The 19,698-nt window shown below is 63.4% G+C and carries 21 protein-coding genes; 13 read left to right on the top strand and 8 right to left on the bottom strand.

All coding sequences use genetic code 11. From position 1 onward, the window contains the following. Positions 1-30 precede the first annotated feature (30 nt). From tsaE to AC4HIX_RS03175, 8 genes are all read left to right on the top strand, one after another. Positions 31-507 (top strand): tRNA (adenosine(37)-N6)-threonylcarbamoyltransferase complex ATPase subunit type 1 TsaE, encoded by a 477-nt coding sequence (tsaE, locus tag AC4HIX_RS03210; RefSeq protein WP_490397863.1) that lies wholly within the window; start codon positions 31-33, stop codon positions 505-507. Beyond that, positions 504-1,502, top strand: a complete 999-nt coding sequence (locus AC4HIX_RS03205; RefSeq protein ID WP_490397878.1) for an aminoglycoside phosphotransferase family protein — start codon at positions 504-506, stop codon at positions 1,500-1,502. The genes tsaE and AC4HIX_RS03205 overlap by 4 nt, the downstream gene beginning before the upstream one ends. Then, entirely contained in the window at positions 1,502-2,194 is a 693-nt protein-coding gene (locus AC4HIX_RS03200) for a nucleotidyltransferase family protein (RefSeq protein ID WP_490397862.1), read from the top strand. The genes AC4HIX_RS03205 and AC4HIX_RS03200 overlap by 1 nt, the downstream gene beginning before the upstream one ends. Continuing rightward, positions 2,184-5,117, top strand: coding sequence for a double-strand break repair protein AddB (gene addB / locus AC4HIX_RS03195; RefSeq protein ID WP_490397861.1), 2,934 nt, complete (start codon positions 2,184-2,186; stop codon positions 5,115-5,117). Before AC4HIX_RS03200 ends, addB begins: the two co-directional genes overlap by 11 nt. Continuing rightward, a complete protein-coding gene (gene addA / locus AC4HIX_RS03190) occupies positions 5,114-8,467 on the top strand; it encodes a double-strand break repair helicase AddA (RefSeq protein WP_490397860.1) in 3,354 nt (1,117 codons plus the stop codon). The genes addB and addA overlap by 4 nt, the downstream gene beginning before the upstream one ends. Before the next feature lie 62 nt (positions 8,468-8,529). After that, the gene (trxA, locus tag AC4HIX_RS03185; RefSeq protein WP_490397859.1) at positions 8,530-8,850 is read left to right on the top strand and encodes a thioredoxin; all 321 of its coding nucleotides are present in this window, start codon (positions 8,530-8,532) and stop codon (positions 8,848-8,850) included. A gap of 156 nt (positions 8,851-9,006) precedes the next feature. After that, positions 9,007-9,354, top strand: a complete 348-nt coding sequence (locus tag AC4HIX_RS03180; protein ID WP_490397858.1) for a Lin0512 family protein — start codon at positions 9,007-9,009, stop codon at positions 9,352-9,354. Further along, a complete protein-coding gene (locus tag AC4HIX_RS03175; protein WP_490397857.1) occupies positions 9,351-9,722 on the top strand; it encodes a Lin0512 family protein in 372 nt (123 codons plus the stop codon). The genes AC4HIX_RS03180 and AC4HIX_RS03175 overlap by 4 nt, the downstream gene beginning before the upstream one ends. 52 nt (positions 9,723-9,774) lie before the next feature. Here AC4HIX_RS03175 and AC4HIX_RS03170 read toward each other — a convergent pair whose 3' ends face one another. Continuing rightward, positions 9,775-9,966 carry a DUF1127 domain-containing protein gene (locus tag AC4HIX_RS03170; RefSeq protein WP_475048551.1) on the bottom strand — a complete coding sequence of 64 codons (192 nt, stop codon included), beginning with the start codon at positions 9,964-9,966 and terminating at the stop codon, positions 9,775-9,777. Between the two features lie 221 nt (positions 9,967-10,187). Between AC4HIX_RS03170 and hslV the strand changes: the two genes are divergently transcribed. The 3 genes from hslV to AC4HIX_RS03155 all read left to right on the top strand — a co-directional run bounded on the left by hslV (position 10,188) and on the right by AC4HIX_RS03155 (position 13,316). Then, entirely contained in the window at positions 10,188-10,745 is a 558-nt protein-coding gene (gene hslV, locus AC4HIX_RS03165) for an ATP-dependent protease subunit HslV (RefSeq protein WP_490397856.1), read from the top strand. 65 nt (positions 10,746-10,810) lie between these two features. Continuing rightward, complete coding sequence (gene hslU / locus AC4HIX_RS03160; protein WP_475048545.1) at positions 10,811-12,121, top strand: ATP-dependent protease ATPase subunit HslU; 1,311 nt, start codon at positions 10,811-10,813, stop codon at positions 12,119-12,121. 79 nt (positions 12,122-12,200) lie between these two features. Further along, entirely contained in the window at positions 12,201-13,316 is a 1,116-nt protein-coding gene (locus AC4HIX_RS03155; RefSeq protein ID WP_490397855.1) for an alpha/beta hydrolase, read from the top strand. Between the two features lie 11 nt (positions 13,317-13,327). Here AC4HIX_RS03155 and AC4HIX_RS03150 read toward each other — a convergent pair whose 3' ends face one another. The 3 genes from AC4HIX_RS03150 to AC4HIX_RS03140 are packed head-to-tail and all read right to left on the bottom strand — an operon-like array spanning position 13,328 to position 15,621. Further along, positions 13,328-13,915, bottom strand: coding sequence for a Smr/MutS family protein (locus AC4HIX_RS03150; RefSeq protein WP_490397854.1), 588 nt, complete (start codon positions 13,913-13,915; stop codon positions 13,328-13,330). After that, positions 13,916-14,968: a murein transglycosylase A gene (mltA, locus tag AC4HIX_RS03145; RefSeq protein ID WP_490397853.1), complete on the bottom strand. Its 1,053-nt coding sequence runs from the start codon at positions 14,966-14,968 to the stop codon at positions 13,916-13,918. Then, positions 14,965-15,621: a Tim44/TimA family putative adaptor protein gene (locus AC4HIX_RS03140; RefSeq protein ID WP_490397852.1), complete on the bottom strand. Its 657-nt coding sequence runs from the start codon at positions 15,619-15,621 to the stop codon at positions 14,965-14,967. The genes mltA and AC4HIX_RS03140 overlap by 4 nt, the downstream gene beginning before the upstream one ends. 116 nt (positions 15,622-15,737) lie before the next feature. Between AC4HIX_RS03140 and AC4HIX_RS03135 the strand changes: the two genes are divergently transcribed. Together AC4HIX_RS03135 and secB are read left to right on the top strand one after the other, a co-directional pair. Further along, a complete protein-coding gene (locus tag AC4HIX_RS03135) occupies positions 15,738-16,238 on the top strand; it encodes an FxsA family protein (RefSeq protein WP_490397851.1) in 501 nt (166 codons plus the stop codon). A gap of 56 nt (positions 16,239-16,294) precedes the next feature. Continuing rightward, a complete protein-coding gene (gene secB, locus AC4HIX_RS03130) occupies positions 16,295-16,783 on the top strand; it encodes a protein-export chaperone SecB (RefSeq protein WP_475048532.1) in 489 nt (162 codons plus the stop codon). Between the two features lie 72 nt (positions 16,784-16,855). Here the strand turns inward: secB and dnaQ are convergent, their stop codons facing one another. From dnaQ to AC4HIX_RS03110, 4 genes are read right to left on the bottom strand one after another with little or no spacing between them, the layout of a single operon-like run. Beyond that, a complete protein-coding gene (gene dnaQ, locus AC4HIX_RS03125; RefSeq protein WP_490397850.1) occupies positions 16,856-17,581 on the bottom strand; it encodes a DNA polymerase III subunit epsilon in 726 nt (241 codons plus the stop codon). Next, entirely contained in the window at positions 17,574-18,167 is a 594-nt protein-coding gene (gene coaE, locus AC4HIX_RS03120; protein WP_490397849.1) for a dephospho-CoA kinase, read from the bottom strand. Before coaE ends, dnaQ begins: the two co-directional genes overlap by 8 nt. Beyond that, a complete protein-coding gene (locus AC4HIX_RS03115; RefSeq protein WP_490397848.1) occupies positions 18,164-18,997 on the bottom strand; it encodes a shikimate dehydrogenase in 834 nt (277 codons plus the stop codon). The genes coaE and AC4HIX_RS03115 overlap by 4 nt, the downstream gene beginning before the upstream one ends. Continuing rightward, positions 18,994-19,593, bottom strand: coding sequence for a Maf family protein (locus AC4HIX_RS03110; RefSeq protein ID WP_490397847.1), 600 nt, complete (start codon positions 19,591-19,593; stop codon positions 18,994-18,996). Before AC4HIX_RS03110 ends, AC4HIX_RS03115 begins: the two co-directional genes overlap by 4 nt. Positions 19,594-19,698 lie beyond the last annotated feature (105 nt).

Here is a 19,698-nt window from a genome sequence, read left to right as displayed (position 1 = left end):
GCAGTCCGGCGGCGGCGGCATTGTACCGCCATGACCACGCACACCGCGGCCTGCACGCTGAACTCACCGGATGAAACGGCCCGCTTGGCCGCACAAATCGCCGGGGCCCTGCGCCCCGGCGATTGCCTGCTGCTGGAGGGGGTGATCGGTGCCGGTAAGACCCACTTCGCCCGCCACTTGATCCAATCTCTGATGGAAGTCCCGGAGGATGTGCCATCCCCCACCTTCACTCTGGTGCAGACCTATGACGTGCCCGCCGGCGAGCTGTGGCACACCGATCTCTACCGGCTGTCCTCGCTGGATGAACTGGAGGAGCTGGGCCTGACCGAAGCGTTTGAAACCGCGATCTGCCTGGTCGAATGGCCCGACCGGCTGGCTGAACTGACCCCTCCCCATGCCATGCACCTGACGCTGGCGCTGGATCCCGTACATGAAGACCGCCGCCACCTGACGCTCCGCTGGAGCGATCCGAAATGGCAGCCCCTGATGGAGCGCATCTGCGCATGACCGACCGCAAGACCCTTTGCGAAACCTTTCTGTCCGCAACACCTTATGCCGGCTGGCAGCGCGGCCCGCTCGCCGGCGACGCCTCCAACCGCCGCTATGAGCGGCTGACCGGGGCCGGCGGCGAAACTGTGGTGCTGATGGACGCCCCGCCAGAGAAGGGCGAGGACGTCCACCCCTTCATCCGCGTCGCCCGATATCTGCGGGACCAGGGCCTCAGCGCCCCGGAAATCCTGGCTCAGGATTCCGAATACGGCTTCCTGCTGCTGGAGGATCTAGGTGACGATCTGTACGCCCGGGTCATCCTGCGCGAACCGGCGCTGGAAAAGGAGCTATACGAAGCGGCGACCGATGCGCTTGTGGCGTTGCACCAGGCGCCGATGCCGGATCTGGAGCCCTATGGCCCGCGGATGATGGCAGAGATGTCCGGACTGGCGCTGTCGAAATACCGCGCCGGTATCCTCGGCTACCAGGATGAGGATCTGCAGGCCCGGTTCGAGGACTTGTTCGAAGACATTTTGCGAGAGACCGTCAAAGGCGATCCGGTGCTGGTGCAGCGCGACTATCACGCCGAGAACTTGCTGTGGCTGCCGGACCGCGAGGGCATCGCCCGCGTTGGCCTGTTGGATTTCCAAGACGCCCGTGCCGGCCATCCGGCCTATGATTTGGTTTCGCTGCTGCAGGATGCCCGACGCGACGTGCCTGCCGGCATCGAAATGCAGATGATAGACCGTTATATTTCGGCTTCCGGTGCCGGCGAGACTGGCTTCCGTACCGCCTATACCGTGCTGGGCGTGCAACGGAACCTGCGCATTCTCGGCGTCTTTGCCCGGCTCAGCATGGATTACGGCAAACCCCATTACGTGGATCTTATCCCGCGGGTCTGGGACCATTTCATCCGCGGGCTGGAGCACCCGGCGCTGGCCCGGATCGGCGCATTGCTGCGCGAGAGCCTGCCCGCCCCCACCCCGGAAAACCTGGACAAACTGAGGCCCTGATGCAGCGCTCCCCCGATGCCGTCATGCTGTTTGCCGCCGGCTTTGGCACCCGGATGCGGGAGCTGACCCGCGACAAGCCGAAACCGATGATCGAGGTGGCGGGCCGGCCGCTGATTTCCCACGCGCTGGAGTTGGCCCAAGCGGTCCAGCCGGCCCGGATCGCCGCCAACCTGCATTACAAGCCGGAACCGCTGAAGACCTTTTTAGAGCCTGAGAACGTGCTCCTCAGCCTCGAAATACCTGACATCCTCGACACCGGCGGCGGCTTGCGCCAGGCCCTGCCGCTGCTTGGGGACGGCCCGGTCTTCACCATGAACACCGACGCCATCTGGAAAGGCCCGAATCCGCTGCAGCTGGCGCAGGACGCCTGGGATCCGCAGCGCATGGATGCGCTGCTGGTCTGCGTGCCGCTGAACCGTACCGTTGGCCGCACCGGCGGCGGAGACTTCTCGGCGGACGCCGAGGGGCGCATCAGCCGCGGCGGCGATCTGGTCTATGGCGGGGTGCAGATCCTGAAAACGGAAGGGCTGCACCAGGTTGAAGACAAGGTTTTCTCCCTCAACGTGCTTTGGACCCAGATGGCGGCAGCGGACCGGCTGTTTGCGCTGGAATATCCCGGCCGCTGGTGCGATGTGGGCCATCCCGAGGGGATCACACTGGCCGAGGACCTGATAGCCGCAGATGATGTTTGAACCGTCCGCCAAACCGCGCCTGTTTGCCGTGCCCTGCGGCGTCGATTTCCCCCGGGCGCTGGTCGACGGCCTGCGCAACCGCAGCCAGGGCCTGCCACCTGAAGCGCTAGCCAGGGCAGAGCTGATCGTCAACACCGCCCGCATGGCCCGCCGGGTGCGCAGCCTTTTTGACACCGGCCCCGCGATGCTGCTGCCGCGGATGCTGCTGCTGACCGACCTCGCCCCGCGCGCCACGCTGGACGGCCTGCCGCCCGCCCTGCCCCCGTTGCGGCGCCGGCTGGAGCTGTCGCAGCTGATTGCCAAGCTGCTGGACGCACAGCCTGATCTGGCTTCCCGCGCCTCGCTTTATGATCTGTCCGACAGCCTGGCTGCGCTGATCGACGAAATGCAGGGCGAAGGCGTCAGCACCGATACCATCCGCGAGCTTGATGTCTCCGACATGTCCGGCCACTGGGCCCGCGCCCAGGCCTTTATCGGCATTGCCGATGAATTCACTGGCCTGCATGAAGGCGCGATGGACGCCCAGGCCCGGCAGCGCCAAGTGGTTTTGAACCTGATTGAACAATGGCAGGACACTCCCCCGCAGCATCCGGTGATCCTGGCCGGCTCCACCGGTTCGCGCGGGACCACGCTGATGCTGATGCAGGCTATCGCGCGGCTGCCGCAAGGGGCTGTGGTGCTGCCCGGGTTCGACTTTGATCAGCCGGAGCATGTCTGGGCCGGGCTGGACGATCCGCTGATCTCGGAGGATCACCCGCAGTACCGGTTCTACAAGCTGATGAAGGATCTGGAGCTTGCGCCTTGCGACGTGCAGCCCTGGACGGAAACCCCGCCGGTCTCCCCAGAACGCAACCGGCTAGTTTCCCTCGCCTTGCGGCCTGCCCCAGTCACCGACGCCTGGATGAGCGAAGGCCCGCTGCTGACTGGATTGGACAAAGCCGCAGAGAATGTCACTCTGGTCGAGGCCCCCAGCCCCCGCGCCGAAGCCCTTGCCATCGCGCTGCGCCTGCGCCAGGCGGCGGAGGACGGCCAGACCGCGGCGCTGATCACCCCGGACCGCATGCTGACCCGCCAGGTCTCCGCCGCGCTGGACCGTTGGGACATCCTGCCGGACGACTCGGCCGGCCAGCCGTTGCAGCTGTCGCCGCCGGGCCGCTTCCTGCGCCATGTGGCGGGGCTGTTCTGCAAACCGCTGGCCTGCGACAGTCTGCTGACTTTGCTGAAACACCCGCTGACCCATGACGGCGCGGACCGCGGCAACCACCTGCGCCAGACCCGCGAACTGGAGCTGTCCCTGCGCCGCAACGGCCCGCCTTTCCCGGATGCCGCGGCCTTTGCCGCTTTTGAGAACGGCCGGGAGCTGACGCCGGGCTGGACGGATTGGCTGGCAGCCTGTTTCGCGGATCAGGAGATTGCCGGCACCCTGCCCCTGACCGGCTGGGTCCAGCGTCTGCGCGGCCTGGCCGAACGCATCGCCGCCGGCAGCCAGGCCGATGGCGCCGGCACGCTGTGGGATAAGAAGGCCGGTCAGGCCGCCCTCGCCTGCATCGAAAACCTGGAGGCCGAAGCACCGTACGGCGGCGATATGACTGCCCGTGACTTCGCCGACCTGCTGGGCGCGCTTCTGAGCCAGGGAGAGGTCCGCGACCGCGATGCGCCTTATGGCTCGATCATGATCTGGGGCACGCTGGAGGCGCGTGTGCAAGGCGCCGATCTGGTGATCCTTGGCGGCTTGAACGAAGGCAGCTGGCCCGAGGCCGCCTCACCCGACCCCTGGCTGAACCGCCAGCTGCGCAACCAAGCGGGGCTCTTGCTGCCAGAACGCCGCATCGGGTTGTCGGCGCATGACTTCCAGCAGGCCATCGCCGCGCCCGAGGTCTGGCTGACCCGTGCCGAACGCTCGGAAGAGGCGGACACCGTGCCCTCGCGCTGGCTGAACCGCTTGACCAACCTGCTGTCCGGGCTTCCGGAGCAAGGCGGCCGCGCGGCGCTGGACGCCATGCGCGCCAAGGGCCGCCAGTGGCTTGGCTGGGCGGAAGCGCTGGAAGAACCCACGCCGATCCCGCAATATCGCCGCCCGTCTCCCTGCCCGCCTGTGGCCGCCCGCCCGCGGCGGCTGACGATCACCGAAATTCCGCGGCTGATCCGCGATCCTTATGCGATCTACGCCAAACATGTGCTGCGGCTGAAACCGCTCAACCCGCTGGTGCAAGAGCCCGACGCCCTGCTGCGCGGCATTGTGGTGCATGAGGTGTTCGAGCACTTCATCAAGGACGCCCAAGCCGATCCGTCTCTGCTGACGGCGGAGCAGCTGATCGGCAAGACGCGAGACCTGCTGGAGACCCATGTGCCCTGGCCCGTCGCCCGCATCCTGTGGCACAGCCGCATCCGCAAGATTGCCGGCGATTTCATCCTGGCCGAGCAGGAGCGCCAAGCCCGCGCCAAGCCGGTTGCTTTTGAGGCCAAGGGCAGCGCCCGGCTGGATCCGCTGGATTTCACCATCGCCTGCCGCGCCGACCGGATCGACATGGACGACCGCGGTTTCCTGCATCTCTACGACTACAAGACCGGCACCCCGCCCAGCGAGGCGCAGCAGAAGAAATTCGAAAAACAGCTGCTGATCGAGGCCGCCATGGCCGAAGAAGGCGCCTTTGACGACCTTGGCCCGGCGGAAGTGGCGCGTGCCCTGTTCATAGGATTGGGCAGTAAACTGAACGAAGTGCGCGCGCCGCTGGAGGATGAGCCCCCCGCAAAGGTCTGGGATGAGCTGCGTACTCTGATCGGAGCGTATTTCGAGCCTAACCAAGGCTATTCCAGCCGGCGTATGGTGCACCGCGACGACATCTCTGGCGATTATGACCACCTTGCGCGCTACGGCGAATGGGACCGCAGCGCCGAACCGCAACCGGAGGATCTGGCATGACAATCCGCGACGCCGCCTCCGAGGCGCAGTTCCGCGCCGCGCGTCCCGATGCATCCACCTGGCTGGCGGCGAATGCGGGCTCCGGTAAGACCAAGGTGCTGACCGACAGGGTGGCGCGGCTGCTGCTGAAGGGGGTTCAACCGCAGCACATCCTCTGCCTCACCTACACCAAGGCTGCCGCCAGCGAGATGCAGAACCGGCTGTTCAAGCGGTTGGGGGAATGGGCGATGCTGGGGGATGCGGCGCTGATCGCAGCACTCACCGAGTTGGGGGAAGTCAACACCGCAGCCGAGGATCTGGCCAAGGCCCGCACCCTGTTTGCCCGCGCCATCGAAACGCCGGGCGGGCTGAAGATCCAGACCATTCACTCCTTCTGTTCCTCGCTGCTGCGCCGCTTCCCGTTGGAGGCCGGCGTCAGCCCGCAGTTTTCCGAGATGGACGACCGCGCAGGCCAATTGCTGCGGGCGGAGATCATGGAGGACTTTGCCCAAGGCGCGCAGGCACCGCAGGTCGACGCCCTGGCGCGCCATGTCAGCGACAGCGATTTTGAAACGCTTACCGCCGCCATCTGCCAGCGCCGCGCCGATTTCGGCGAACCGCTGGGCTGGAACGGGCTGCTGGAGCTGTTCGGCCTGCCCGAAGGATTTGACGAGACCGCGCTGGAGGCACTGGTGTTCCTGGGCGGCGAGGAAGAGCTGCTGCAACGCACCCGCGAGATGCTGGGACAGGGCGGCGCGATGGATCAGAAGGCAGCAGCCAAGCTCGCCGGCATCACCAAGCCCACGCTCGCCGATCTGGACACACTGGAAGACGTCTTTCTGACCGGTGCCGGCGCCAAGGAGCCTTTCACCGCCAAAATAGACAAGTTCCCAACCAAGAAACTGCGCGAATCCCATCTGTCCCTGATGGATCAGCTGGAACCGCTGATGCGGCGGGTTGAGGATGCGCGCGGCAAACGCCTCGCCCTCACGGCCGCCCGCAAGAGCCACGACCTCCACCGCTTTGCTGCCGCCTTCCTGCCGGAATACGAGCGCCGCAAACAGCTGCGCGGCTGGCTCGACTTTGACGACCTGATCCTCAAGGCCCGCCAACTGCTGAATGACCCCGGCGTTGCCGCCTGGGTGCTCTACCGCTTGGACGGCGGTATCGACCACATCCTGGTGGACGAGGCGCAGGACACCAGCCCGGTGCAATGGGACGTGATCGAGAAGCTGGCGCAGGAATTTACCGCCGGCGAAGGCGCGCGCTCGGACGTGGAGCGGACGATCTTTGTGGTCGGCGACAAGAAGCAGTCGATCTATTCCTTCCAGGGCGCTGACCCGGATGCGTTCGACCGGATGCAGCAGGAATTCGGCAACCGGCTGGCGGAAACCGGGGCAGGGCTGCAGGATGCCTCGCTCGATTTCTCCTTCCGCTCCTCCGCGGCGATCCTGAAACTGGTGGATCTGGTGTTCCGCGACAGCCCGCGCGCAGGATTCCGCAAGGAGGCGCTGCACCGCGCCTTCAAATCCGACCTGCCGGGCAGGGTGGATCTGTGGCCGGTGGTCGGCAAGGTCGAGGATGACGAGGACCCGGACTGGACCAGTCCCGTCGACCGGCCCAGCAGCCGCCACCACACGGTGATCCTGGCCGAACGCATCGCGCGCTCGATCAAGCAGATGATTGAAACCGGCGTCACCATCCCCGAGGACGGCCCGGAGCGCGGCACCTTTCAGCGCCGCCCGGTGCAGGCCGGCGACTTCCTGATCCTGGTGCAGCGCCGCTCCGATTTGTTCTCGGAAATCATCCGCGCCTGCAAAAAGGCCGAACTGCCCATCGCCGGCGCCGACCGGCTCAAGGTCGGGGCCGAACTGGCGGTCAAGGATATCGCCGCACTACTGCGGTTTCTGGCGCTGCCGGAAGACTCCCTGTCATTGGCGGAGGCGCTGAAATCACCGCTGTTCGGCTGGACAGAGCAGGCGCTGTTCGATCTCGCGCACCGGCGGGAGGCGATGTACCTGTGGCCGGCGCTGCGCGAGCGGGCAGGGGAGTTCCCCGAAACCATGGCGGTGCTGGATGACTTGCGCGCCAATGCCGACTTCCTGCGCCCCTATGACCTGATCGAGCGCATCCTGACCCGCCATGGCGGCCGTCAGAAACTGCTGGGCCGGCTGGGGCCGGAGGCTGAGGACGGCATCAACGCGCTGCTGTCCCAGGCCCTGGCCTATGAACGGACCGATGTGCCCAGCCTCACAGGCTTCCTGGTCTGGATGCAAACCGACGATCTGGAAATCAAACGCCAGATGGGCGCGGCCGGCAACATGATCCGGGTGATGTCCGTGCATGGCTCCAAGGGGCTGGAAGCGCCGATCGTGATCCTGCCGGACACTGCAAAACGGCAGCCGCCGCGGGATGCGGAAATCATGCTGGCAAGTGGCACTCCGGTCTGGAAAATGCCCAAGGACCAGATGCCGCCCGCGATGCTGGCGGCCCGTGAAGCCGCGCAGGAGAAACTGCAAAACGAACGGCTGCGCCTGTTGTATGTGGCTCTGACCCGGGCGGAAAAATGGCTGATCGTCGCTGCCGCCGGCGAGGTGGGCGAGCAAGGTGACAGCTGGTACCGGCTGACGGAACACGCCATGCGCGACGGCGGCGCGGTGGATCTCGACGCGGAGGGCGGCACCGGCCTGCGGCTGCAGCATGGCGATTGGGACGGCCTGCCGCTGGTCGTGCCCGAAGCGCATGAAGTTGCGAAACATGAGCTGCCGGAGGTCTTCACCCGCCCGGCGAAACCCTATGCAGCGCCGGCGCCGGCGCTCAGCCCTTCCGATCTGGGCGGAGCCAAAGCGCTGCCCGGCGATCAGGGGCTCGATGAGGAGGCCGCCAAGGCCCGCGGCAGCCGGCTGCACCTGCTGCTGGAGCACCTGCCCGGACGGGCGGAAGCAGACTGGCCGCAGCTGGCACAAAACCTGCTGCAAGGAGCCGGCGACTGTGCGGAACTGCTGGCCGAAGCCGACGCTGTTCTGCAAAACACTGCCCTGGCAGATGTGTTTCACCCGGATACGCTGGCCGAAGTCCCTGTCACCGCCGACCTGAACGGTGCCCGGCTGCACGGCATCATCGACCGGCTGGTCGTCACCCCCGAAACGGTCCTTGCGGTGGATTTCAAGTCCAACGCCACCGTGCCGGCAGAGCCTGAACAATGCCCCGAGGGCCTGCTGCGGCAGATGGGGGCCTATGCCCATGCGCTGGCCCTGATCTATCCGGGCCGGACCGTTGAGACCGCGCTGCTCTGGACCCGGACTGCAACCCTGATGCCGCTTCCGCACGAGCTTGTGACTGCGGCATTGAAGCGGCAGTTGGAACCTTGACGATCGGTTAAGCCGTACCTAGGTTCCGACTCCAGTTGCCACACACTCATGGAGACATTCATATGTCCACCGTTGCCGTCACCGACGCCACTTTTGACGCCGAAGTCAAGAACTCCGATATCCCCGTTGTGGTGGATTTCTGGGCTGAGTGGTGCGGTCCCTGTAAGCAGATTGGCCCGGCTCTGGAAGAGCTGGCCGCGGAATTCGACGGCAAGGTGAAAATTGCCAAGGTCGACGTTGACAGCAACCCGAACGCCGCCGCCGCCATGGGCGTGCGCGGCATCCCGGCGCTGTTCATCTTCAAGGACGGCCAGGTGGTCTCTAACCGAGCCGGCGCTGCCCCCAAGGCCGCGCTGCAGAGCTGGATCGAAGAGTCGATCTGAGTCTGATCAAAGTACTCGATTTCGAAGGGCTGTCCCCGCGGGGACAGCCCTTCTTTAGTTTAGCGGGCTCTGGTGTAGCGGCAGGCGCCAAACTGGCTCTTTCCTTTGCCCGTCCGCCCTGCAAGGGTCCCTCCCGGAACAGATACAGGAGGCGACATGGCCAAGACACGGGTCCTGGTGGAATTCGGAATGGGCACATCGCTCAGGCGCGAAGACTACACCGAAGCCGCCCGCCGCGCGATCAGGGACGCGCTGTGGCACAATTCCGTCAACATGGCGGAACTGTTTGATTTCTCGAAAGAAGACATGATCATTGATGCCGAGATCGGAGTTCAGAGGCCGGAGGCGGTGGACAAGGGCGCGCTCTTGGAGATCTTCCCCTACGGCCGGCCCAGCATCACAGTGGTGAAAGGCGGGCTGGACGTCGAAAAGCCCCACGGCGGGCGCACGGTGATCGCCAATGCAGCGGTGGTCGTGTCCTTTGACATGGAGGCCGCGGAATGAGCGAAAAGCGCATCATCCTGGAAATGGGCACCGGCAACGACCTTTATGGCCAGGACTACACCAAGGCCGCCCGCCGCGCGGTGCAGGACGCCCTGCATCATTCGTCGATCACGCTGTTTTCCAAACTGGGACTTGATCACAGCGAAATGCGGGTGGAGGTGACCATCGGCGTGCAGCAGCCGGACGCGGTGGATTGCGATCTGGTGGCACAGGACCTGCCGCGCGGCCGGGCCAGCGTGCGCGCCGTCAAAGGCGGTTTGGATGTGGAAGATGCCGGCGCCGGCTCCCGCCATGTGGTGGCCACAGCAGCAATCGAGGCCTGGCTGCCGGATCAGGCCGGCAAATACAAAACCAGCACCCCGGAATGAACAAAGCCGCCCGTGGCAGGGCGGCTCATTCAAAGGTTCTGGTCATGGAGGATCAGAACTTGGCGATGTCGGAGCGGTCCAGGCCGATGTCTTCCAGCTGGGCATCGGTCAGCTGTGCCAGAACCTTGCGGGTTTCGCGGGCCTCATACCATTCTACGATGGTGTTCTTGACGTTGGCCATTGCGTCGACCACGCGGAGAACGGTGACTGCTCCGAGCGGCGCATGAATGTTTGCGGTCGTCATTTGCGCATATCCTTCTGAGAAACAGCCGACCCTGTGCCGGTTGTGAGCCTCATTTAGGATGCGGTGCCGAGTCCCGCAATTGCCGGTTCGACAGCCCCGATCTGCAATTTCTGCATAGCAGAAAACTGGGGAGCAGATGCTCCACGACCGTTGATCCCCGCCGCTCTCTTGTGCCGGCGGGGGGATGGTTCCATATAGGGGGCAACCAAACGGAGACTTACATGGCAGACGATAAATTTCCTGGCTGGCACGGCACCACTATCATCGGTGTTAAGAAGGGCGGCCAGGTGGTTATTGCCGGCGACGGCCAGGTTTCGCTGGGGCAGACCGTGATCAAGGGCACCGCCCGCAAGGTGCGCCGCCTGTCACCCGGCGGTTTCGATGTGTTGGCGGGTTTTGCCGGCTCGACCGCTGACGCGTTTACCCTGCTGGAACGGCTGGAGGCCAAGCTGGAAGCCACGCCCGGCCAGCTGGCGCGGGCCAGTGTCGAGCTGGCCAAGGACTGGCGCACCGACAAATACCTGCAGAAGCTGGAGGCAATGCTGATCGTCACCGACGGCAAGGACATGTTCGTGATTACCGGCGCCGGCGACGTGCTGGAACCGGAACATAATGTGGCAGCCATTGGTTCCGGCGGCAATTACGCGCTGGCAGCTGCCCGCGGGCTGATGGACAGCGACAGGTCTGCCGAAACAGTGGCACGGGACGCCATGGCCATCGCCGCCGATATCTGTGTTTACACAAATGGAAACCTGACCGTCGAAACCATCGGCGGCTAAGATTTTCGGATAAAATTCTTAGCAAGACTTTCAGCTGAAAGTTTTGTCCCCGGGAAAGGACTGACATGACCGATCTGACCCCCCGCGAAATCGTCTCGGAGCTGGACCGTTTCATTATCGGCCAGAAAGAGGCCAAGCGCGCCGTGGCCGTTGCCCTGCGCAGCCGCTGGCGGCGTAAGCAGCTGGATGACGATCTGCGCGATGAGGTGTACCCGAAGAACATCCTGATGATCGGCCCCACCGGCGTCGGCAAGACCGAGATCTCCCGCCGCCTGGCCAAGCTGGCCCGTGCGCCCTTCATCAAGGTGGAAGCCACCAAATTTACCGAGGTCGGCTATGTCGGCCGGGACGTGGAGCAGATCATCCGCGATCTGGTCGACAGCGCCATTGCTCAGACCCGCGAATACATGCGCGAGGATGTGAAGGCCAGCGCCCACAAGGCGGCCGAGGATCGTGTGCTGGAAGCCATCGCCGGCAGCGACGCCCGCGAGGCCACCCGCGAGATGTTCCGCAAGAAGCTGAAGGCGGGGGAGCTGGACGATACCGTGATCGAGCTGGATGTGGCCGACACCTCCAACCCGATGGGCATGTTCGAAATTCCCGGCCAGCCAGGCGGCGGCAATATGGGGATGCTGAACCTCGGCGATCTGTTCGGCAAGGCGATGGGCGGGCGCACCACCCGCAAGAAACTGACCGTTGCCGAGAGCTATGAGGTGCTGATCGGCGAGGAGGCAGACAAGCTGCTGGATGATGAGACGGTAACCCGCACTGCTCTGGAGTCGGTGGAGCAGAACGGCATTGTCTTCCTTGATGAGATCGACAAAGTCTGCGCGCGCCAGGAAACCCGCGGCGGCGATGTCAGCCGCGAAGGCGTGCAGCGCGACCTGCTGCCGCTGATCGAAGGCACCACCGTCAGCACCAAGCACGGGCCGGTCAAGACAGACCATATCCTGTTCATCGCCTCCGGCGCCTTCCACATTGCCAAACCGTCGGACCTGCTGCCCGAACTGCAGGGCCGTCTGCCGATCCGGGTGAACCTGCGGGCGCTGACCGAAGAGGACTTCGTGCGTATCCTGACCGAGACCGACAACGCGCTGACGCGGCAGTACACTGCGCTGATGGGCACCGAAGAGGTTGCTGTCACCTTTACCGAAGACGGGATCGCGGCCCTGGCCAAGATCGCGGCCGAAGTGAACCAGACGGTGGAAAACATCGGCGCCCGGCGGCTTTATACGGTGATGGAGCGGGTGTTCGAGGAGCTGTCCTTTACCGCGCCGGATCGTTCGGGTGAGGCGGTGACCGTGGATGCGGCCTTTGTGACGAAAAACCTGGGTGAGCTTGGACGCTCAGCCGATCTTAGCCGTTACGTGCTTTAACCCGTCAGCACGGATTGCAACCACTGGACATTGGCGGCAGGTGCAGTAGCCTGCCGCCAGTTCATTGAGGTGGGACGATATGCAAAGGCTGCGCCTGATTTGCGGTGTGATGCTGGTGTTTCTGGCAGCCTGCACTGACCGGTCCTATTCTCCCACCTTTCCTGCGGCCCTGAACGTGGGCACCCCCAAAACCGTCTTTGCCGCCACCAACCGCGATCAGCTGCCGGATGGCACCTTTGGCGCGGAGCGGGCAGAGGGGTACAGCCTGCTTGAACTTACCGTTTCAATTCCGCCGGAACATACGCCTGGTTCGTTGAAGTTCGGCTATAGAAACCCGGATCCTGTCACTGAGTTCACCATGGCAGGGCGGAAGACATTTGAAAGCGATGCCGCCTTTGGCGCACGGCTGCAGCAGGAACTGGCCAAGTTCCCGCCGAAGGAACGCGACATCACGGTGTTCGTGCATGGCTTCAACTCCACCCAGGCCGAGACCGCATTCAGGGCGGCCCAGCTGACCCATGACATCGACGTTCCCGGCGCCACGGTCATCTATTCCTGGCCTAGCAAGGGACAGCCGCTGGGCTATGCCTATGACGGCGACAGCGTTCTGTTCGCCCGCGACGGGCTGGAGCAGCTGCTGCGCAAGCTGCGTGTCGCCGGTGCAGGCCGGGTGGTAGTTGTCGCGCATTCCATGGGCGGACTGCTGACAATGGAGGCACTGCGCCAGATTGAAATCCAGAAACCGGGGTGGACCTCCAGGAACCTGGGCGGCGTGGTTCTGATGTCGCCGGATCTGGATATCGACGTGTTCAAAACCCAGATGCGCCGTTTCCGAAAGGTGCCTCAGCCCTTCGTGATCTTCGTTTCACGCAAAGACAATGTTCTGACGCTGTCCCAGCGCCTGCGCGGGCTGGACGGGCGCGAGCGGCTCGGCAATCTGAATAATATCGAAGAGCTCAGCAGCTTGCCGGTCGAAATCATCGACACCACCGCTTTTGCCGACGAAGCAGAGTCACAGCACTTTGTAACTGCAACCTCGCCGGCGCTGCTGGCCCTGCTGAACGGTGCGCGGGAAACTGCGGACACCTTTGCCGACGACCCGGAGCGTTTGCGGAGCGTTTTGCCAGGTCAGATTGTCATTCGGGAGAATGCCATCAAGGTCGCGCTGTCGGGCAGGCCTGCGGACAACAGGTAACGAGCAGGCCCTCAGCGGTTGCGCCGCAAGTAGACGTAATAGGCGCCCTCGCCGCCGTGGCTGATGTGTGCAGGCGTGATCTGCAGCACTGCTTGCGCCAAGGGCGGCAGCGACAGCCAATGCGGAACCTTGTGGCGCAGCACCCCGCGCGGAACCGGCATCGGGCCCGGCTCGTCACGGTCTTTGCCCTTGCCGGTCACCACCAGCACCAGCCGTTTGCCGGAGGCCTGCGCCGAAAGGATGAACCGGGTGAGGGCAGGGTGCGCGGTATCAATGCGCATCCCGTGCAGATCCAGCTTGCCTTCCGGCTTCAGCTTGCCGCGCTTCATCCGGCGGAAAGCCTTTTCGTCCATCTGCAGCGGATCACTGGCCAGGCTGCGGGCAATCGAAGGCTTCAGGTCATGCTTCACCAGCTTAGGTTTGGCCCGGCTGCCTAGCTCGAACGGGTCCATTCTCGGCTCTGGCTGCTTGACCGGCTTGGGTTTCGGCAGCGGCGGAGCAGGCGGCGATGAATGGGCACCCGGGTGCAAACGCTCCGTGTGCTTTACGACCTTGTGCCAGAGGTCGATCTCATCGCCTGTCAGTTTCCGCCGTGTCATTCAAAGATCTTCCGGCAGCATCGCATAGGCACGCTGGATCGGCAGCAGCACCACCATCCGGCCCGGGTCTTTCATGGTTCCCGCAGTCTCGCCGGCCTTGTCACCGGTTCCGACAAAGATATCGGCCCGTTGTGCGCCCTTGATGGCAGAGCCGGTGTCCTGCGCCACCATAAGCCTGCGCAGCGGCATGTGGCCGTCCTTTTCTACCCAGACCGGCGCGCCCAGCGGGGTATAGGCGGGATCGGCGGCAATAGTGCGCATCGGCGTGACCGAGCGGTTCATGGCGCCAAGCGGGCCCTTGGAGGCCGCTACTTTGCGCACCTCCCGGAAGAACACATAGGACGGGTTGTGAAACAGCAGTTCCTTGCCGTCCACGGGATTGCGCCGGACCCATGACTTGATGACCTGGGCGCTGACCTGATGGGCATTGTAGACGCCACGGCGCACCAGTTCCTTGCCGATGGATTTATAGGGATGGCCGTTGGCGCCGCCATAGCCGACGCGGATGGTGGAGCCATCCGGCAGGCGGATCCGGCCGGACCCCTGGATCTGCAGAAAGAACAGCTCCACGGGATCATCCACCCAGGCGATTTCCAGCCCGCGGCCCTGCATCACATCACCGCTCAGGATATCACGGCGCGGCAGCCACTGATCGGTGCGGCGGGCCTCAGGCGGCATCTTGTAAACCGGGTAGCGGAAGCGGCTGCTTCGGTAGCGGGAGCCGTCCAGCTCCGGCTCAAAATAGCCGGTGAACAAGGCAGGGTTGCCGTCCTCGATCAGCACCGGGCGGAAGAACAGCTCAAAAAACGCCCTTGCCCCTTCCGGCGGCTGCGACTGTGCCGCCCTGCACAAAGCGGACCAGTCAGGGTCCCTGAGGTCCTTGCAAGTGCCCAGAAACACCTTAAGCGCCTGAGCATGGTCGTCCTGTGCCCAGCCGTCGAGCTGTTCAAAGTCCAGGATGCTGGACACGGTCTCGGAGTGCGCCCCGGAGGCGGTCATCGCGGCACCTGCAATTGCAGCCGCCCCAAGTGCCCCCCGAAGCGCCGCAATCATGCGTCCGTCGCAACCAGCTGCCAGTTGGGGTCGTCGCTGCCCATGTTGCGGGCAAAGACCCAAGTGTCTTTTTGGCGTTTTATCGCCTTGGGGTCGCCCTCAACGATGTCGCCGCCGCGGTCGCGGACCACAGATGTCATTTCGGCGACAAAACGCATGGTGATTTCTGCGCGCCCGGTCTGCAGATCGAACTGCGCGTCCTGCAGGGTGGTTTCCCGCACGCCGATGAAGTCGGCCTCAATTTTGTAACCCTTGTCCTCGCGCTGCGCGACGGCATCGACGAAGCTGTCGAACACATCTTCGGCCAGGAACGGCTGGATGTCGTCCAGGTTGCCGTGCTCAAATCCCATCAGGATCATCTCATAGGCGCCGCGCGCGCCCTGAACGAAGTCCTGAACCTGGAAGGACGGCTCTGCCCGCTTCATTGCCGCCAGCGCCTGAGCCTGCTGGCTGCCTTCCGCCACATAATCGGTGATATCACGGTCCGGGCCGCCCTCGATCACCTCCAGATCCGGGCGGCGGCCCCGGGCTTCGGATTGCGGCAGCGGCGGCTTTTCAAAGCCTTCGCGCGTTCCGAGCACGCTTTTCAAGCGCAAGATCAGAAACACAGCAATACCGGCCAGAACCAAAAGCTGAATCACAGGCGACTCCATGGATACCTCATGCTAGGCGTTCGTGCTTTGTTTGAAACCAAAGCGGTCACGTCTTATGTAGGTGACGGGCGGGGGCAAGTCTACCGCCCGGGTGTATGATCTCAAGGAAACCCCCAATGTATCTCTTCGTGGCCTTTCTGATGGTTCCCATCATTGAAATCGCTCTGTTTATTCAAGTTGGCGGCGCCATCGGCCTGTGGCCGACCCTAGCCATTGTGGTTCTGACTGCGGTTCTGGGGACCTGGCTGGTGAAAACCCAGGGGCGTTTGGCAATGGGGCAGCTGAGATCCTCGTTCGAGCAACTGTCTGACCCGGCAGAGCCTTTGGCCCATGGCGCCATGATCTTGGTGGCCGGCGCGCTGCTGTTGACCCCGGGCTTCTTTACCGATGCCGTCGGTTTTGCTCTGCTGATGCCGCCGGTGCGGCTGGCGGTTTACCGCTACCTGCGCGCCCGTGTCACAGTCGCGAAGTTCCAGATGGGACCCGGCAGCATGCAGGGCCGCCACTATCCCGGAGCGGCCGGCCGGCCTGATGACATCATTGATGGCGATTACGAAGATGTGACACCAGCAGACCGGCGCGGCGGCCCGTCAGGCTGGGTTGACGGTCCCCGTTGAGGAACCCGGACCAAGCTGGTAAGCACGGTCCAAAGCATATTTTCAGGAGTATCTAAATGGCCGAAAACGGCGAAGCCCAGCAGCAGCCGCAAGTCCAGATGAACATTCTGGGCCAGTTCATCCGCGACATGTCGTTTGAAAACGTGATGGCGCAGAAAGGCACCGGCGGCGAGGTTCAGCCCGACGTCAGCGTGCAGGTGAACCTGGATGCGAAGAAGCGCTCGGCCGAGAACCAGTACGAGGTTGTCACCAAGCTGACTGTCGAGTCCAAGAACAAGGAAGCCGGCAACGTCCTGTTCGTGCTGGAGCTGGAATATGTCGGCGTGTTCAACATCGTTGGTGTTCCGGAAGACCAGCTGCACCCGTTCCTGCTGATCGAATGCCCGCGCATGACCTTCCCGTTCCTGCGCCGCATCGTGTCCGACGTGACCCGCGACGGTGGTTTCCCGCCGCTGAACCTGGACAACATCGACTTTGTCGCAATCTACCGCAACGAACTGGCCCGCCGCCAGCAAGAGGCCGCGGCCGCGCCGACGCCGCAGTAAGATTGCTGACCTAGGAACCAGAAAACGCCGCTGAACTTCAGCGGCGTTCTTCTTTTGGCCGGTTATCCTGGATCAGGATACCTTCCACAAAGCTTCATCACCCAGCTTGGCCACAAACGCCTCATGCGTGGCCAATTCGTCTGCTGTGATCCGCGCGGGCAGGGGAGTTGCACGCGGCACCGGGCGCCAGTCATCCTCAACCTGCGAGGAACTTGAGGAGGATTGTGTGGACAAGCCGAAATCCGGCTGCCGGCCGCCGATCAGCTCCAGATAAACATCAGCCAGGATTTCAGAGTCGAGCAGCGCCCCGTGCAGGGTCCGGTTGGTGTTGTCGATATTGAAGCGGCGGCACAGCGCATCCAGTGTCGCCGGCGAGCCCGGGAACCGCTGCCGCGCCATTGCCAGCGTGTCGAGCGCCTGATCCATCGGGAGTTTCGGCAGCCCCATCCAGTCCAGTTCCGCATTCAGGAACTTCATGTCAAAGCTGGCATTGTGGATGACCAATTTTGAATCTTGCACGAAATCCAAGAACTTTTGCCCCACTTTGGCAAAGACCGGCTTGTCCCGCAGCGTTACTGCGCCCGGTTCAGGCTTTTGCGGAGGCTCCAGAAGGTCAGGCCCGATACCGTGGACGCCAAAAGCCTCAGCCGGCATCGAGCGTTCCGGGTTGATATACTCGTGGAACGTCTTACCGGTCGGCATGTGGTTATACAGTTCCACCGCACCGATCTCGACAATCCGGTCGCCGGAGAACGGATCAAACCCGGTGGTCTCGGTATCAAGAACGATTTCACGCATGGCTCAGTTTGCTCCTGATATCTGCGAGGATCTCTGCCACTTGCACCGCGGCATGTTCGAGCGTGTCTGTTTCGATCACATAGTCGGCGCGGGCGATCTTCTCCTCAATCGGCATCTGTTTTTGCAGGATATGCCGGAACTGCTCAACCGTCATTGTGCCGCGGGCAAGAACCCGCTCTTGCTGGGTCTTTGCATCCACCGTGACGCAGGCCACGGCGTCCATTTCAGCGTTGCCGCCGGTTTCAAACAGCAGCGGTATATCAAAGACCAGGATATCGCTCTGCGCCTGCCCCCGGAACTCAGCACGGTCCTGCGCAACAAGCGGATGCACGATCGCTTCGATCTGCTTCAAGGCCTGCGGATTTGCACCGATGATCCGTTTCAGCGCAGCGCGGCAGACTTCTCCGTCCTCGATGGCGTCCGGAAATACGGCCGCCATCGGCTGAACGGCGGCTCCGCCTTTGCCGTAGAGACGATGAACGGCAGCATCCGCGTCCCAAACCGCGCAGCCTTGATCGGCAAACAGCTTTGCCGTCGTGCTCTTACCCATGCCAATAGAGCCCGTGAGGCCGAGGCTGAAACTCATCCGAGCACCGCCGCCCGGGTGGCATCGTCAACTTCGGGGCGGTGGCCGAACCAGCGTTCAAAACCCGGTACCGCCTGGTGCAGCAGCATGCCCAGCCCGTCGACCACGGTGCAGCCGGCTTCCTCAGCCGTTTGCAGCAGGCCGGTTTTCAGCGGTGCATAGATCAGGTCTGTCACGACGGCATCAGACTGCAGGCCGTCCAGCGGCACCCGCAGCCGCGGTTTGCCCACCATACCCAGAGAGGTCGTGTTCACAATCAGCTTGCCTTCCTCAATGGCGTTGCCGGCCTGCAGCCATTCCACGACCTGGATCCGGTTGCCGAAGTCCTTCTGCAGCTGATCCGCCCGCTCGCGCGTGCGGTTGCTCAGCAGGATCTCCGGCACCCCGGCCTCTATCAGCGAGGCGACCACTGCGCGGCAGGCGCCGCCTGCCCCCAGCACGACCGCCGCCCCGGATTGCGGATCCCAATCCGGGGCGCCCTGATGCAGGTTGGTGATAAAGCCGTACCCGTCTGTATTGTCCGCCAGGATCGTTCCGTCCTCGCGGAATATCAGGGTATTCGCCGCACCGATCAGTTTCGCCCGGTCGGTGACTGTGTCGGCAATCTCCATCACCGCCTCTTTGTGCGGGATGGTAACATTGGCGCCAACGAACCCCATTTTCGGCATCATCCGGATGGTCTCTGCCAAGTCCTCGGGCCCCACATGCATGGGGACATAATGCCCGGCGATGCCATGCGTTTTCAGCCAGTATCCATGCAGCTTCGGCGATTTCGAATGCGCAACCGGACAGCCGATCACGCCGGCGAGCGGGATTCTTGCTTCTGTCATTGCTCGATTACCCCTTGCAGACCCAGGTAACTGATAAGCTCCATCAGCGGCAATCCCAAGACATTAAAGTAACTGCCCTCGATGGAGGCGAACAGCCGCACACCTTCTTCCTCCAGCTTATACGCCCCCACCGCATGGCGGATGCTGTCCCAGTTGCGGCTGACATAGTCTTCCAGATAAGCATCCGAGCATCTGCGCATCACCAGCCGGACCTGTCCGACATGGCGCCAGACCGGCTCACTATCCCGATAGATCACGGCGGCCGACAACAGCATGTGCCGCTTGCCCCGCATCTCTTTCAGCTGGGCCAGCGCAACCTCTTCATTTGCCGGCTTGGAGAGAAGTTTTCCTTCAAAATCAAGAACCTGATCGCAACCAAGCACAATCCGTCCCGGATGTTTGCTGCTGATCTTTCGCGCCTTGGCTTCTGCCAGCGCATCGGCGATGTCTCTGGGCGGCGCTTCTTCTGCCAGCAGCGCGGCCTTGATCGCCTGCTCATCCAGACGCGGGACATCCGTTTCGAATTTGATCCCGGCCTGGCGCAGCAGATGCGCCCGGATTTCGGAACCAGAAGCCAGCACTATGTGGGCAGTCATGTGGAAAACCCCGTGGGAAAGAAGCAGACGGTTTCAGGACGTTTTGTATGGTTTTCCGCGCTCAAGTAAAGACTCCAGGGGTTGACGCAAATTCCGGGATTCAGC

The organism is Leisingera sp., assembly GCF_982940295.1.
The sequence above is the reverse complement of the archived record's forward strand: the minus strand, read 5'-3'. Positions and strand labels throughout refer to the sequence as shown.

Coding starts and splice junctions, on each gene's coding strand:
- tsaE (WP_490397863.1), top strand. CDS start 31: ATGACCACGCACACCGCGGCCTGCACGCTGAACTCACCGGATGAAACG.
- AC4HIX_RS03205 (WP_490397878.1), top strand. CDS start 504: ATGACCGACCGCAAGACCCTTTGCGAAACCTTTCTGTCCGCAACACCT.
- AC4HIX_RS03200 (WP_490397862.1), top strand. CDS start 1,502: ATGCAGCGCTCCCCCGATGCCGTCATGCTGTTTGCCGCCGGCTTTGGC.
- addB (WP_490397861.1), top strand. CDS start 2,184: ATGATGTTTGAACCGTCCGCCAAACCGCGCCTGTTTGCCGTGCCCTGC.
- addA (WP_490397860.1), top strand. CDS start 5,114: ATGACAATCCGCGACGCCGCCTCCGAGGCGCAGTTCCGCGCCGCGCGT.
- trxA (WP_490397859.1), top strand. CDS start 8,530: ATGTCCACCGTTGCCGTCACCGACGCCACTTTTGACGCCGAAGTCAAG.
- AC4HIX_RS03180 (WP_490397858.1), top strand. CDS start 9,007: ATGGCCAAGACACGGGTCCTGGTGGAATTCGGAATGGGCACATCGCTC.
- AC4HIX_RS03175 (WP_490397857.1), top strand. CDS start 9,351: ATGAGCGAAAAGCGCATCATCCTGGAAATGGGCACCGGCAACGACCTT.
- AC4HIX_RS03170 (WP_475048551.1), bottom strand. CDS start 9,966: ATGACGACCGCAAACATTCATGCGCCGCTCGGAGCAGTCACCGTTCTC.
- hslV (WP_490397856.1), top strand. CDS start 10,188: ATGGCAGACGATAAATTTCCTGGCTGGCACGGCACCACTATCATCGGT.
- hslU (WP_475048545.1), top strand. CDS start 10,811: ATGACCGATCTGACCCCCCGCGAAATCGTCTCGGAGCTGGACCGTTTC.
- AC4HIX_RS03155 (WP_490397855.1), top strand. CDS start 12,201: ATGCAAAGGCTGCGCCTGATTTGCGGTGTGATGCTGGTGTTTCTGGCA.
- AC4HIX_RS03150 (WP_490397854.1), bottom strand. CDS start 13,915: ATGACACGGCGGAAACTGACAGGCGATGAGATCGACCTCTGGCACAAG.
- mltA (WP_490397853.1), bottom strand. CDS start 14,968: ATGATTGCGGCGCTTCGGGGGGCACTTGGGGCGGCTGCAATTGCAGGT.
- AC4HIX_RS03140 (WP_490397852.1), bottom strand. CDS start 15,621: ATGGAGTCGCCTGTGATTCAGCTTTTGGTTCTGGCCGGTATTGCTGTG.
- AC4HIX_RS03135 (WP_490397851.1), top strand. CDS start 15,738: ATGTATCTCTTCGTGGCCTTTCTGATGGTTCCCATCATTGAAATCGCT.
- secB (WP_475048532.1), top strand. CDS start 16,295: ATGGCCGAAAACGGCGAAGCCCAGCAGCAGCCGCAAGTCCAGATGAAC.
- dnaQ (WP_490397850.1), bottom strand. CDS start 17,581: ATGCGTGAAATCGTTCTTGATACCGAGACCACCGGGTTTGATCCGTTC.
- coaE (WP_490397849.1), bottom strand. CDS start 18,167: ATGAGTTTCAGCCTCGGCCTCACGGGCTCTATTGGCATGGGTAAGAGC.
- AC4HIX_RS03115 (WP_490397848.1), bottom strand. CDS start 18,997: ATGACAGAAGCAAGAATCCCGCTCGCCGGCGTGATCGGCTGTCCGGTT.
- AC4HIX_RS03110 (WP_490397847.1), bottom strand. CDS start 19,593: ATGACTGCCCACATAGTGCTGGCTTCTGGTTCCGAAATCCGGGCGCAT.